We start from the raw sequence: 13458 nt of genomic DNA on the forward strand, positions 1-13458 counted from the left end.
CGCCACGTGCGGGGCGTCAGGGGTGGTCGGCTCCTCAACGACGGGCGAATCGCTCGCGGACGACCTTGCGGTAATATTGGCGGGAGAGGATCTGGAAGAGGTCGTCCTTCTGGCCCGGCTGCGTGAGGTCCTGTCCCTTTTTAACCACGCCGATGTAGCCGACGAGCATCTCGTCGGCGGCGCCCGGTCCCCAGGTGACGTCTTTCGGCGGGCTGTGGGGGTTGAGGGGATGGGCCGAGTTGTCGAAGTGGGCGACGACGTGGACCGTGGAGCCGCGAGGGAGAAGGATCCGTTCCTTGAAGTAGTAGGTGTTCTGCCACGAGGGGTCCCAGCGGGGGATGTCGATCAGCTCGCGGACGGCGCCGCCGGGGAGGGTCGCGGTCATGCGGAAGTCGCGGCCGAGCTGGTGCATGTGGGGGGTGACGCCCAGGGCCTCGACGTCCACGGGGACGTGCCAGTCCGCCTTGATCTCGACGTTGGGGTCGCCGGCGGGGAGCCGAAGCTTTTCGTTGGTGGCGTTGGCCCAGTGGATGGACTGCTCGACCGGCTTTCGGCAGAGGTGGAGGCCCAGCCGCGTGCGGTCGACCTCGGGCTTGCCGGTGGGGTGGTAATGGACCTGGAGGATCACGTCGGCCCCGCCGGGGATCAAGCGGCCGACACCGTCGGGGAGATGGGAGACCTGATTGCCGGCGGCGAAGCCCCCGAGGTCGCCGTCGATCACCACGCCCGCGCCGGAGTACGAGGTGTAACCGGGGCCGGATTCGGCCTTGTCGCGCTCCCGCCCTCCCCCTTTCATGTCGATGAACGCCATGGCGTGGTGGACGACCTTGCGGTTGCCGGGCCGGTACTCGATGGCCGAGATGTAGACGTCACGCGACAGCCGGGAGGGGATCACGAAGCAGCGATAGATGTCGGGGCCGCCGGCCGGGACGGTGAATTCCTCGGTCATTTCCAGGACGACGTCGGGCTCGCCCAGGGACCAGCCCTCATCCGAGGCGTCGACCGCGGCGGGCTCGGCGTCGGTCCCCTCCCCCTGCGGGGCGCCGGCCTCGGCCCAGGCCCGAAGCACGGCGATCTCCGAGGGGGTGAGCGTGGGGTCGTGCTTGAGCCTGGGGCCGAACTTGGCGTTGGCCTTCCACGGCGGCATCGACCGCTCCTCGGCAACGTCCGCGAGGTCGTGGGCCCGCTTGCGGGCCTGGGCGAACGTCTCCAGCTGGAACGGCCCCACGTCCCCCTTGCGATGGCAGGTCACGCAACGGGCCTGCAAGATCGGCCGAACGTCGCGCCGGAAGGTCGGCGTCGGCGTCGGCTTCGGGGCCGGCCCGGCAGGGAGGCCGGTCGGCTGCTCCGCCGCGCCGGCGACCGCCGCGATCGTCAGGACGAACACCATCGAGAGCGCAGCAAGAACCGGCCCGGCGAGACGTCGAGTCCCCATGAAGACGCGTCCTCCTGGATGTGGCGAGGCGAACCGAACGGCCCGGACGACTCCCTTCAGGACCGCTCCCCGCCGGGGCCATCAAGCCCCGGGGCGCATCATCACCCCGAAAACGGGGGCCGAGCCGACTTCATCGGGATCGGCGCGCGGCGATCCGCCAGGGGCGGACGACGAACGCGGGGCCCAAGGACAGCCCGACTTGAGAACGCGATGGATCGTCTTGAATTGGATCGAGAGAAGAGAAGGGTCGACTTCAACGGTATCATCGTCCATCGGCATCGGCAAGGGTCTGATATCGGAATGCTTTCGGATTCGCACCTCTGGCTGTCAAGAGCGGTCGCCGAGGGCGGAGTGTTGCATGGCTCGTCGGGCGGGGGTTAAATGAATCGTGCGTTGTGAAACGGAATTTCTGTTTGATCTGGAGAACGCCATGAACCGCTGGATCCTCCCCTGCCTCGCGACCGCCTGCCTGGCCCTCGCGCCGATCGCGGCGACCGCCGACGACGCCGATGCGGCGGCCCGGAAGATCGCCGAGAAGGTCACCACGGAGGGGGCGGCGATCTTCGACACCTACAACGCCCACGCCATGGCCGCCACCTACGCCGAGGCCTCCATCCTCACGATCTACACGAAGGAGGACGGCAAGCTGAAGCGCGAGGTCCGCGAGGGCCGGGAGGGCGTCGAGGCCGCCTACGCCGAGCTGTTCAAGAACCCCGAGACCATCAAGTCGGCCAACCACGTCGAGCACGCCCGGCTCGTGAGCCCGGACGTGCTGGTCATCAACGGGACGTTCGACACCAACTCGCTCAAGCCCGATTCGCCCAAGGTCCCGTTCCATCAGGTCCGCTCCCAGAAGGACGGGAAGTGGTTGGTTTCGAGCATGGAAATCTACCTGACCCTCGGCAAGTAACCGCCACCGACGCACCATCGCCGACGCCGACGCGCGAGCCAGGCCCGGGGTGGCCCGATCGGGCCCCCCGGTGGCCGCTGGCCTCGATGGCGCCGGCGCTGGCGGCCCTGGTCGTCGGAACCGTCCTGGATCGCCGGTTCGAGCCGTTCGGGACGGCCGGCTGGGTCGCCGGGCTCGTCGCCTTCGCGGCGGGCTCGATCCTGCTGGGCTTCCGTCGCCCCGCGTTCGCGAACCTGGCCCTGGCGGCGGCCCTCGCCGCGGGCGGCGGCGCCTATCACCACTTCCGCTGGTTCGACGTCGCGGCCGACGACCTGGCCGCGGGCGTCGGCCGGGCGTCGCGCCCGGCCTGGATGCGCGGGCACGTCGAGGAGGTCTCCGGCCTGCGCCGTCGAGACGGCCGATCGCCGGGCGACGACTCTCGGGCGCGGACCCGCTTCTTCCTCCGGATCGACGCGATCCACGACGGCTCAGGTTTCCGGCCGACGAGCGGCCGGGCCGAGGTCTTCGTGCAGGGAGACCGCTCGGATCTCGTCGCCGGCCAGCCGGTGCAGGTCGCGGGCCGGCTCTCGCTCGCGGACGGCCCGCTCAACCCGGGGGAGTTCGACCGCCGCGCCTTCCTCCGGGCGCAGGGGGTCCGCCTGACGATGGGCGTGGACGAGCCCTCGGGCGTCATGGACGATCCCGACGGCGACTGGTCGTGGGGGGCGGGCTGGCTGGGGGCGCTGCGGACCTGGAGCCGCGACCGGCTCGTCGAGGGGCTCGACCCCCAGGTCGCGGCGCTGGCCTCGGCCCTGGTGCTGGGGCGTCGCGACGAGATCGACGCCGAGGTCGACGACGCCTTCGCGACGACCGGGACCACGCACCTGCTCGCCGTCTCCGGCCTTCAACTCCAGGTCCTGGCCTGGGCGCTCGGCATGACGCTGGTCCTCGTCGGCGTCCCCAGGGGGCTGCGATACGCCCTGGTGGCGATCGCGGCGGTCTGGTACGCGATGATCGTCGGCTGGTCGCCGTCGGTGACCCGGTCGATGGTGATGACCGTCTCGTTCTGCGCGGCGCTCGGGACGAGTCGGCAGGCGCGGCCGGCCGACGCCCTGGCCCTCGCCGGGACGTTGACGCTCCTGTTCAACCCGGCCTTCCTGTTCGACGTCGGCTGTCAGCTCTCGTTCCTCGCCGTCGTCGCCCTGTTCTGGCTGTCGACGCCCGCGTCTCGGCTCCTCGCGGCGGCCTACGGTCGGATCTTCGGGCCGCCCGACGCGCTCGACGAGCTGGAGTCCTGGAGTCGGCCGAACGTCGCGCGGGTCCGCGAATTCCTGGGCCGTCAGGTGGGGCAGCTGGCCCTGGCGTCGGTGGTCGTGTGGGGGGTCGCGGCGCCGCTGTCGGCTCTGCGATTCCACCTGTTCTCGCCGGTCGGGGTGCTCCTGAACGTGCCGCTGGTCCCGCTGACTTCGGCCGCGCTGCTGGCGGGCGCGCTGAAGCTGACGATGGCGACGGTCGGGCTGACCCCGGCGGCCTGGCTCCTCGGCCGGCTGGTCGGGATGCTGCTGGGGCTCTCCGAGATCGTCGTGAAGTGGGGGGCGGCGATCCCCTGGGGGCACTGGTACACGCCCGGCCCCACGCCCGAGGCGGTGCTGGTCTTCTACGCCCTGCTGGGCGTCGCCGCGTACCTGATGCACGTCGGCCCGCGGCGCGGCGACCCGCCGCGGGCGCTCCGTGGGGCGCGCGGGCTGGCCTGGGCGTTGACCTTCGCCTGGTGCCTGCCCTGCTGGATCTTCTCGGGCGTGGGACGAGCGCCGGCGACTTTGGAGGGAGAAGTGCTGGCCGTCGGCCACGGCCTGGCGGTCGTGCTGCGGACGCCCGAGGGGAAGACGTTCTTGTATGATTGCGGGCGGATGGACGACCCCGGCGTGGGGCGTCGGATCATCGCCCCGGCGCTCTGGTCGCGGGGCGTCTCGCGGATCGACTCGGTCTTCCTCAGCCACGCCGATCAGGACCACTTCAACGGCCTGCCCGACCTCCTCGACCGCTTCGCCGTCGGCGAGGTCGTCGTCGCCCCCGATTTCGCGGGCCCTGGCAACCCGGCCGCGACGGGCCTTTTGCGGGAGATCGAGGCTCGCGGAGTCCCCTTGCGCACCCTGGCCGCGCCGACGACGTGGCTGTCGGGAACGACCCGGTTCGAGGCGATCCATCCTCCGGCGGGCTGGACCCCCGAAGCGGCCGACAACGCGCGCAGTTTGGTGATCGACGTCTCGCACCAGGGGCGGCGGCTGCTCCTCACCGGTGATCTGGAGCGCGACGGCCTGGCGGAGTTGCTGGCGAAGCCCGAGCCCCGGCCGCCGATCGACCTGCTGCTCGCCCCGCACCACGGCGGTCGGGCGGCCAACCCGCCGGAGCTTTACGAGTGGTCCCGGCCCCGCCTCGTCGCCGTCAGCCAGAAGCCGCCGGCCGTCGGCGCGGCGGACGCGTTGACGCCCCTGGAGGCCGGGGATATCGTGCTCTTGAGGACCTGGAAGGTCGGCGCGATCCTCCTGCAATGGTCGCCCGAAGGGATCGTCGCGCGGGGGTTCCTCGACCTGGAGCGGCGAACGGAGGGGCGGCCGGGATGGAGTGGTTGATCGCATCATTGGGGGTCGGCGCGGGGCTGCTCGGAGGACTTGCGCTGGTCGTGGTCGAGTTCGGCGCCTGGGCGCTCGTCACGCCGAGGCGGATCTCGGAGCCGGTCCCGAATCGCTGGCGAGGCCGCGACGGTCGGGCGCCCTCCATGCCGACGTCCGATCCCGAATCGGACCCGGCCGGCGTGTCCGTCGTGCAGGAGAGCGGGCCGATCTTCATCCGGGCGGCCGACGGCGTGGAGCTGGCGGGCCGCTGGGCCCCGGCCGAGGAGCCGACCGGCCGGGTGATGATCCTGATCCACGGCTTCATCGACGGCCCCGGCATGATGCTCGTCGATCGCGCCCCGGCGATCCTGGCTCGGGGCTGGAACGTCGCGGCGATCGACCTGCGGGGCTACGGCGAGAGCCAGGGGGAATACTCCAGCTTCGGGGGCCGCGAGGCCGGCGACCTCCACGCCTGGCTCGACGCGCTGGCCGCGAGGGTCCCGGCCGGCGAGCCGTTCGTCCCCGTCGCCTGGGGACGCTCGATGGGCGCGGCGATCGCCCTCCGCGCGGCCGTCGAGGACCCTCGCATCCGGGCGCTGGTGCTGGAGGCGCCGATGGTCGACCTCCAGGCGTCGGTGGCGACCGTCATGCGCAAGCGTCGGCTGCCGCTGGCCCCGGTGCTCGCGCGGCTGGTCGTCCGTCGCGCGGGGAGGATCGCCGGGACTCCCCTGGGCCGTCCCCGGCCGCTGGACCTGGCCCGACGGTTCGACCGCCCGGTCGTCGTCGTCCACGGGACCGACGACGACCTGATCCCGGCCTCGTCCGCCAGGCGGCTCGCCGAGTCCTTCCCGACGCCCGCCACGCTGCTGGAAGTCGCCGGGGCCAGGCACGCCGACGTCGCCCGCGTGGGCGGCCGGGCGCTGCTCGACGACGTGCTCGATCGCATCGACCGGGCCGTCTGAGGAGCCCTCGCTCGCCGGGTCAGGGCTTCCGCGCGACCTGCTCCGTGCGGTCGAGCCGGGCTAGTGTGGCGAGGGCCAGGTCGGAGGCGACGGAACGGTCGACGGAGTGGGCGCGGACCCATTCCAGGTGCTCGCGAGCTTCCGTGGTCTTATGCTTGCGCAGGAGATCGAGCGCGACGAGCGTGTGGGCCTCGGCCCGCTGGACGTCGTTCCCGGCGCGATCGACGAGGTCGGCGTCGGCGAGGTCGCCGTTGAGGTGCAGGAGCGCCGGGCGGGGCCAGGCGTCCCGTTGCGGGAGCTTGGCGAGGGCCTCTTCCAGAACGGCGTAGGCGGCCTGGTCGCGGCCGGCGCGGCGTTCGGCCAGCACGCCGAGCATGGCCATGTAGGCGGAGGCGGGGTCGCTCCAGCCTTCGAGGTTCAGGTACGCGCGGGCGTCGGTCTCCGCGCCGTCGACGTCGGCGCAGAGGCGGGACCAGCCTCGGGCGATGTAGGATTCGCCGCGCCGGGGGTCGGCGGCGATGGCGCGGTCGTACGCGGCGATCGCGCGGGTCCAGTCGCCGGCGGCCTGGAGCGACCGCCCCTCCGCCAGCCGGAGATCGGCCTCGCTCGACGGCGCGGGTCGAGGCGCCGGGGTGCGCACGGCCATCCGCTCGCGGGACATCTCGGCGAAGACCTTGTGGGCGCCGCCGTAGGAGGCGAGCAGTTTGGGATCGGCCTCCTCGACGGCCTGGTAGTCGGCCAGCGCCTGCTCCCTGAGCCCGAGCTTGGCGTAGACGTTCCCCCGGTTGAAGTGGACGATCGCGTTGCGAGGGGCGAGCTTCACCGCCTCCCCGAGGTCTTCCAGCGAACGCTCGAAGTCGCCCAGCATGAAGTACGCCAGCCCGCAATTGGTCCGGGCGCCGGCGTTTTTCGGGTCGAGGGCGATGGCCCGGTCGAGATCCGCCACGGCGTCCTCGTAGCGGGCGAGGCTGTTGTACGCGGCCCCCCGGTTCTGGTACGCCCTGGCGTTCTTGGGGTCGATCTGGATCGCGCGGTCGAGCTCGGCGAGGGCCTCCTCGAACTTGCCCATGCGGACGAGGACGCCGCCGCGATCCTTGAGCGTCTCGGCGTCGTTGGGCCGCAGGCGGGCGACGATCTCGAAATCCTCGAGGGCCTCCTCGTTGCGGCCGAGCCGCGAGCGAAGGCCGCCGCGCAGGCGATGGGCGAAGGTGTAGCTCGGGTCGATCTCGATCGCGCGGGCGTAGTCGGCCTCGGCCCGATCGTCCTGCTTGAGGTCTTCGAGGAGCCGGCCCCGGCTGGCGAAGGCGCGCGGGTATCCCGGCCCGAGCCGGACGGCCTCGTCGAGATCCGCGAGGGCGCGAGGGAAGTCGCCCAGGGCCCGATGGACGTCGCCCCGGCCGATGTGACTGTTGGGATCGCTCGGATAGATGCGGATCGCCTGGTCGTATTCGGCCAGGGCTTCATCATCGCGGTTCAGCCGATGGTGCACCTGCGCGAGGCCGGCGTAGGCGGTGGCCCTCGCCTCCTGCACGGCGTCTCGCCCCCCTCCTCCGAGGCCCCGGGCGCCGTTGAGCGGGACTTCCCGGAGCCGGATCGAGCGGACGAACGCGGCCTCGGACTCGTCGAGCCGGCCGAGCATCATCAGCGCGACCGCGCGGTCGGTGTGGCCCGACGTGTTCAGCGGGTCTCGCTGGATCACCCGCTCGAAATCGCTCAGAGCCTTCGACGGCCGATCGAGCCGAAGGTAGGCGTTGCCGCGTTTGACGAGCGCCTCCAGGTCGTTGGGATGGCGTTCGAGCACGGCGTCGAAGCGAGGGAGAGCCTCCACGAACCGCCCCGCCTGATAGAGCGTCAGGGCCTCGGCCCGAAGGTCGTTGGTCGACGCCGCGACGCGGCTCCAACCGGCCAGGACGAGGCAGACCGCGAGCGCGAGCGGGGGATTCTTCACCGTCATTGCGAGCGACCGTCCTTAGTCAGGACTCGGCTGGGATCGAACTCACCCCCTTCCTCATCGGTTCGCAGGACTCCCCGACGACGCCCCGGCGCGTCCGGGAATTCCGCCGCCGGACGGGTTCTCGCAAGGTTTCCATCCTTCGCGAAAACAACCATCCGCGCAAGGAATCCGCGCGTCGCGACGATCCGGCTTGTCCCGGATGTTTCGGCGGCGCGCGGCAGGCCGCCGGAGACGCCGCGGCTTCCGTGCGCAATCACGGTCTTCCCCCGCGAGGGGGGGAGGACTTGATGACGACGGCCTCATGTCATCGCGGACGAAGCGGGACGCCCGGGGGCTATTCGGATTCTTCGATCGAGCGGACGACGGCGAGGACTTGCTGGGCGGTTTCTTCGCCGTCCAGGTCGGACCACTGGCCGAGGGCCAGGATCGTCCGGGTCGGGGTGCGGAAGCAACGGATCGAGGCGGAGTTGGTGACGTCGAGGGAGACGAACTCCAGGTCGTGGCCGGTGGCCGCGTGATCGTTGATCGTTTCCAGGATCGGCCGGGATTCCAGGTCGGGATAGTCGTCGCGCATCGCCTGGAGCGCGGCGTCGGCGATCTCGGCCGGGTCGGGCCGGGAGTCGTCCGTCTGGATGACGGCGAAGCCCGCGCCGTCGGGGGCCTGGACGGCCACGGTCCGCACGGCGCCGTCCTCGGTCTCTTCCAGCACCCAGTCGGGGGGATAATCGAACCGGAGCCCCTGTTCGTCGTAAGTCTGATCTGACACCGCGCGCCTCCTCCGCTGGAAAATCGATCGCCACGAATCCGGGCACGCCACGATCCCGACCGTCGCATGATTCAGCCGCCGATCGTAACGCGCCGTGGGGCGGTCGCCAATCGCGAGTCGTCGGCGAGCCTTGACCCGTCGCGAGGGCGTCTCCTATAGTTCGACCTCAACGCGGCGGCGGCGCACCTTTCCCGATCCTCTGGCGGGCTCTCATGAGGCGGCACATGCGGATTCTCACGGCGGGCGTCCTGGCGGCGATCCTCGGCTTCGGGGCCGATCCGGCGCTCGCGGCGGACCGGAAGCCGAACGTGGTGTTCATCCTGGCGGACGACCTGGGGTATTCCGACGTCGCCTGTTACGGCGGCAAGTTCTACCGGACCCCGAACATCGACCGTATGGCGACGGAGGGGATCCGGCTCACGGACGGCTACTCGTGCGGGCCGAACTGCCAACCGACCCGCGCGGCCCTGATCAGCGGCCAGTACGGGCCCCGCACGGGGGTCTACACCGTCGGGTCGATCGACCGCTTCGCCTGGCGCACCCGGCCGCTCCGGCCGGTGGACAACGTCGCCAAGCTGCCGCTGGAGACCTTCACGCTCGCCCAGGCGATCCAGGAGGCGGGCTACGCGACGGCCCTGTTCGGCAAATGGCATCTCGGCCAGGACGCCGATCACCATCCCTCGAAGCGCGGGTTCGACGAGGCGATCGTCTCGATGGGCCGGCACTTCGACTTCAAGACGATTCCCCCGGTCGACTACCCGGCCGGCACGTACCTCGCGGACTTCCTCACCGACAAGGCCGTCGATTTCATCACCCGCCACAAGGACGAGCCGTTCTTCCTGGCGCTGCACCATTTCGGGGTCCACTCGCCGTACCAGGCCAAGCCGGAGATCGTGGCGCGGTTCGTGGGGACGAGGCCCGAAGGGGGCCATGACGATCCGACTTACGCGGCGATGATCGCCAGCGTCGACGAGAGCGTCGGCCGGGTCTTGAAGACGATCGACGACCTGGGCCTGGGCGACGACACGCTGGTCATCTTCACGAGCGACAACGGCGGCGTCGGCGGCTACTCGCGCGAGGGGATCCGGGTCGGCCATGAGGCCACCGACAACGCCCCGCTGCGGGGGGGCAAGGGGATGCTCTACGAGGGGGGCGTCCGCGTCCCCTACATCTTCCGGTGGCCCGGAAGGATCCCGGCGGGGGCGACCAGCGACCGGCCCGTCAACAGCGTCGACCTGTACCCGACCCTGATGGAAGTCACCGGCGGCCGGGCGAAGTCGACGCTCGACGGCACCGGCTACCTGCGGCTGCTCACCACCGGCGGCGCGGACCGCCCCGGGCGCGACGCGCTCTACTGGCACTTCCCCGGCTACCTCGGCGCGGCGCGGGGCGACTGGCGGACCACCCCCGCCGGCGCGATCCGCGACGGGGACTGGAAGCTCCTCGAATTCTTCGAGACCGGCAAGGTCGAACTCTACAACCTCCGCGACGATCCGGGCGAGACCCGCGACCTCGCCGCCGCCGACCCCGATCGCGCCGGGGCGATGCACGCCAGGCTCGTCGACTGGCGGAAGCACGTCAAGGCCCCCATGCCCACCCCCCACACGCCCGAGCCCGAGGCCGCCAGGACCAAGAAGCAGCGGAAGCAGGCCGACGAGGACGAGTGAGACGCGGGAACGAAACGACGCCGGCCCGGCTCGCGCGAGAGGCGCGGCCGGGCCGGCGAGGGGAAGGTCGACGTTCGGTTCAGGGCGAGCCGATCAATAGGCGTCGGAGCTGACGACCTCGCCGCCCTGGGTGGAGGCGATGGCCTGGTAGGTCGGCGGGCTGACGGAGTTCTTGATGAACTTGACGCTGCCGTCGCAGAAGCCGACGTTGACGCCGCCGGAGTGGTTGCTGCGGGCGGCGATGATGACCAGGCCGTCGGGGCCGCCGATGCAGGGCGGGTTCTTGGCGGCCGGGTAGTTGCAGTAGCCGGAGCTCTGCATCCAGTCGGGCTTCGTGCTGTTGGGGGTCAGGAAGCCGGAGAAGTTGGCGGCGTAGGCCCAGTGCGAGAAGCCGCGGAGGTCCCAGCTCGCGGTGGAGACGCCGACGAGGACCTCGGAGGTCATCATGGTGTTGCTCAGGCCGTCGGAGATCGACGCGATCCGGATCGTGCCGTTGCGGGCGCCCTGGCCGCCACCCGCCGCGATGTCCGGGAAGGGGGAGCCGACGTCGCCGAACGGGGCGCCGCGGAACTCGTAACGGATGCCGTTGTCGATGAAGAACGGCTGGAGCGTCCCCCCCTGCATGCTCCCCTGCTGCATGGTGATGTTGCCGAAATTCACGACGTAGTTCTGCGACGTCACCTTCATGCCCATCGCCTCGATGCCGACGGTCTGGGTGTTGTTGCCGTCGCTGGGGCACATGTAGGCGTTGACGCGGGTCGACGTGACGGTGATGTTCGCGACGCCCGCGTACCGGAACAGACTCTCCGAGCCGATGCTGGCCGAGAGGCTCGCGTCATTGTTCCCCGAGGCGTTCCACGCGTTGAACAGCGCCTGCTGCTCGACGAACGGCAGGATGGGGATCAGCCAGGACCCCCAGCAGCAGCCCCGCATCCCCTGGGGGAATGCGCCGTTGGAGCTTTCGTAATTGTGCATCCCCAGGCCGATCTGCTTGAGGTTGTTCACGCATTGCGCCCGACGGGCCGCCTCGCGCGCCGATTGGACGGCGGGGAGCAGCAAGGCGATGAGGACGGCGATGATGGCGATGACCACCAGCAGTTCGATCAGGGTGAACCCTGATTTGCGACGCGATCCCATCATGATGAAAGGTCCCTTTATCTAGCGACGTCGATCTGAAAACGGAGGGTCGAATGACGAGGATGGAGACGCCGCGCCCGCCCGACGAGGCGGCCCGCGGCGGCCCGCTCACTTCGTGGTGAGGGCGAAATTGGCCTCGGTAGACCCACCCGAGCCGACATCGGCCGTCAGGGTGGATTCGGCGTTGTACTGCTTGGGGATCGGGTCCGGCGCGGGCTTCCTGGGGGGCATCCCGGGCGCGGCCTTCTCCTGGGGCGCGTCGCCCCCGGCGGATCGGATCGACACCTTGTACTTGCCCGGGGTCGGTCCCTGGGCCCGGTCGATCGAGTAGGCCCCGTCGATGATCGTCCCCCCCGATCCCACGGCACCGGCCTGGCCTTCGGCCGGGTCCAGCGTGATCACCCCCTTGGTGAGCGGGACTCCGTCCAGCGTGACCTTGCCGTAGACCGTCTTGCGGTCCAGGCCGTCGGACGAGCCATCTCCGCAACCGGCCGCGAACAGGACCGAAGCGGCGGCCGACCACGCGAACATCCGCGACATGAACGCTCTCGCTCGAATGACACACCTCCTGCCGCGCGGGGCCGCCGGCGCGGCCGCGCAGCGGGCGCGCGGCAACACGGCGACGGACCCAAGGGGCCCCTCGTGAACTTGCATGCTCGATCGCAAGCGGAATGCGACCGTCCCGCCGAGTGCCGGGACGGGAGTCGGAGGACCGGCCGCGAAGGCCGCCGGTCCGTCCAAGGAAACGGAGAGATCCTCGTGTAGATACCGCTTCGTCGATGCCATGTCAAAGACATTCTTCGGCGTGGAATCAGATTCCCTTGATAACCGAATTCCTTCATGATTCGGTGCGGTCGGCGGCTGCGGACGAATGAATTCGTCGCCGCTCGCCGCAAGTCCAGGCCCGGTCAGGGACGGGGCGTCATCCCGCTCGGGGGGCGTGGGGGGCCGCGGAGCCCGGCTTGGACGCCGTCGGGCGATCCTGGTAGATTAACTGGGCGCGGTCGCGCGCGAGCGACGCACGACCGAGGTCGAGGAGGAATCGATGAGGATCTTGTCGGGGATTCAGCCTTCGGGCCCGCTGCACATCGGCAATTACCTGGGCGCCATCCAGCAGTACATCACGCTCCAGGACGCGAACGACGCCTATTACTTCGTCGCGGACTATCACGCCCTCACGAGCGTGCGCGACCCGGCGACGCTGCGCAAGTACGTGTTCGACGTGCTGCTGGACCTGCTGGCCCTGGGGCTCGACCCGGAGAAGGCGACCCTGTTCGTCCAGTCGGACGTCCCCGAGACGGTCGAGCTGTCGTGGCTGTTGACCTCGGTCACGCCGATGGGATGGCTGGAGAAGTGCGTCAGCTACAAGGACAAGGTGCAGCAGGGCCTGCCGGCCGAGCACGGCCTCTTCGCCTACCCGGTCCTCCAGGCGGCCGACATCCTCCTGTACGACGCCGACCTCGTCCCGGTAGGGCAGGACCAGAAGCAGCACCTGGAGATCACCCGCGACGTCGCCGAGCGGTTCAACAACGTGTACGGCGGCAAGAAGGGGGTGTTTCGGCTCCCCAAACCCTACATCCTGGACAACGTGGCCGTGATCCCGGGGCTCGACGGCCGGAAGATGTCCAAGAGCTACAACAACACGATCGAGATTTTCGAGGAGCCCGGCGCGATCCGGAAGAAGGTCAAGAAGTTCGTGACCGACAGCACCCCCGTCGAGGCCCCCAAGGACCCCGACACCTGCCCGCTGTTCGGCCTCTTCAAGCTCTTCGCCACCGCCGAGGATCGCGACGAGGTCGAGCGCCGGTATCGCGAGGGGGGCGTCGGCTACGGCGAGGTCAAGACGCGGCTGGGCGAGGCGATCATCGGCCACTTCGCCGAGGCGCGCGAGCGTCGGGCCGACTGGCTCGCCCACCCCGAGCGGGTGGCCGAGGTCCGCGCCGCCGGCGCGACGAAGGCCCGAGCCACGGCGCGACAGATCCTCGAACGGGCCCGAGCGGCCTGCGGCCTGGGCTGATCGGCCCCGATCCGAT

At 70.4% G+C, this 13458-nt stretch carries 10 protein-coding genes; 5 read left to right on the plus strand and 5 right to left on the minus strand.

The genetic code is table 11. The annotated features are described in order from the left end of the window. Nucleotides 1-34: 34 nt before the first annotated feature. Entirely contained in the window at nt 35-1435 is a 1401-nt protein-coding gene (locus tag VT85_RS00565) for a hypothetical protein (protein ID WP_068409237.1), read from the minus strand. Nucleotides 1436-1865: 430 nt separating this feature from the next. Between VT85_RS00565 and VT85_RS00570 the strand changes: the two genes are divergently transcribed. From VT85_RS00570 to VT85_RS00580, 3 genes are all read left to right on the plus strand, one after another. Next, the gene (locus VT85_RS00570; protein WP_068409239.1) at nt 1866-2345 is read left to right on the plus strand and encodes a hypothetical protein; all 480 of its coding nucleotides are present in this window, start codon (nt 1866-1868) and stop codon (nt 2343-2345) included. An 86-nt stretch (nt 2346-2431) separates the two neighbouring features. Continuing rightward, a complete protein-coding gene (locus VT85_RS00575; RefSeq protein ID WP_068409241.1) occupies nt 2432-4957 on the plus strand; it encodes a ComEC/Rec2 family competence protein in 2526 nt (841 codons plus the stop codon). Further along, on the plus strand, nt 4945-5901 hold the full coding sequence (locus tag VT85_RS00580; RefSeq protein WP_197491016.1) for an alpha/beta hydrolase: 957 nt from the start codon (nt 4945-4947) through the stop codon (nt 5899-5901). The genes VT85_RS00575 and VT85_RS00580 overlap by 13 nt, the downstream gene beginning before the upstream one ends. A 19-nt stretch (nt 5902-5920) precedes the next feature. Here the strand turns inward: VT85_RS00580 and VT85_RS00585 are convergent, their stop codons facing one another. Together VT85_RS00585 and VT85_RS00590 are read right to left on the minus strand one after the other, a co-directional pair. Next, nucleotides 5921-7855 carry a tetratricopeptide repeat protein gene (locus VT85_RS00585; protein WP_068409244.1) on the minus strand — a complete coding sequence of 645 codons (1935 nt, stop codon included), beginning with the start codon at nt 7853-7855 and terminating at the stop codon, nt 5921-5923. Nucleotides 7856-8189: 334 nt separating this feature from the next. Further along, nucleotides 8190-8621 carry a hypothetical protein gene (locus tag VT85_RS00590; protein ID WP_068409246.1) on the minus strand — a complete coding sequence of 144 codons (432 nt, stop codon included), beginning with the start codon at nt 8619-8621 and terminating at the stop codon, nt 8190-8192. A 224-nt stretch (nt 8622-8845) separates the two neighbouring features. On the opposite strand from VT85_RS00590, the gene VT85_RS00595 reads away from it, so the two are divergent. After that, nucleotides 8846-10288 carry a sulfatase gene (locus tag VT85_RS00595; protein ID WP_068409248.1) on the plus strand — a complete coding sequence of 481 codons (1443 nt, stop codon included), beginning with the start codon at nt 8846-8848 and terminating at the stop codon, nt 10286-10288. 93 nt (nt 10289-10381) lie between these two features. Here the strand turns inward: VT85_RS00595 and VT85_RS00600 are convergent, their stop codons facing one another. After that, complete coding sequence (locus VT85_RS00600; protein WP_068421162.1) at nt 10382-11425, minus strand: DUF1559 domain-containing protein; 1044 nt, start codon at nt 11423-11425, stop codon at nt 10382-10384. 108 nt (nt 11426-11533) lie between these two features. After that, nucleotides 11534-11965 carry a hypothetical protein gene (locus VT85_RS00605; RefSeq protein WP_068409250.1) on the minus strand — a complete coding sequence of 144 codons (432 nt, stop codon included), beginning with the start codon at nt 11963-11965 and terminating at the stop codon, nt 11534-11536. Between the two features lie 505 nt (nt 11966-12470). On the opposite strand from VT85_RS00605, the gene trpS reads away from it, so the two are divergent. After that, nucleotides 12471-13442, plus strand: a complete 972-nt coding sequence (gene trpS / locus VT85_RS00610; protein ID WP_068409252.1) for a tryptophan--tRNA ligase — start codon at nt 12471-12473, stop codon at nt 13440-13442. Nucleotides 13443-13458 lie beyond the last annotated feature (16 nt).

It is taken from the genome of Planctomyces sp. SH-PL62, from assembly GCF_001610895.1.
Taxonomy (GTDB): domain Bacteria; phylum Planctomycetota; class Planctomycetia; order Isosphaerales; family Isosphaeraceae; genus Paludisphaera.

Excerpts from the sequence above, each read along its gene's own strand:
- VT85_RS00570 (WP_068409239.1), top strand. The coding sequence starts at position 1,866 with ATGAACCGCTGGATCCTCCCCTGCCTCGCGACCGCCTGCCTGGCCCTC.
- VT85_RS00565 (WP_068409237.1), bottom strand. The coding sequence starts at position 1,435 with ATGGGGACTCGACGTCTCGCCGGGCCGGTTCTTGCTGCGCTCTCGATG.
- VT85_RS00605 (WP_068409250.1), bottom strand. The coding sequence starts at position 11,965 with ATGTCGCGGATGTTCGCGTGGTCGGCCGCCGCTTCGGTCCTGTTCGCG.
- trpS (WP_068409252.1), top strand. The coding sequence starts at position 12,471 with ATGAGGATCTTGTCGGGGATTCAGCCTTCGGGCCCGCTGCACATCGGC.
- VT85_RS00595 (WP_068409248.1), top strand. The coding sequence starts at position 8,846 with ATGCGGATTCTCACGGCGGGCGTCCTGGCGGCGATCCTCGGCTTCGGG.
- VT85_RS00600 (WP_068421162.1), bottom strand. The coding sequence starts at position 11,425 with ATGGGATCGCGTCGCAAATCAGGGTTCACCCTGATCGAACTGCTGGTG.
- VT85_RS00575 (WP_068409241.1), top strand. The coding sequence starts at position 2,432 with ATGGCGCCGGCGCTGGCGGCCCTGGTCGTCGGAACCGTCCTGGATCGC.
- VT85_RS00585 (WP_068409244.1), bottom strand. The coding sequence starts at position 7,855 with ATGACGGTGAAGAATCCCCCGCTCGCGCTCGCGGTCTGCCTCGTCCTG.
- VT85_RS00580 (WP_197491016.1), top strand. The coding sequence starts at position 4,945 with ATGGAGTGGTTGATCGCATCATTGGGGGTCGGCGCGGGGCTGCTCGGA.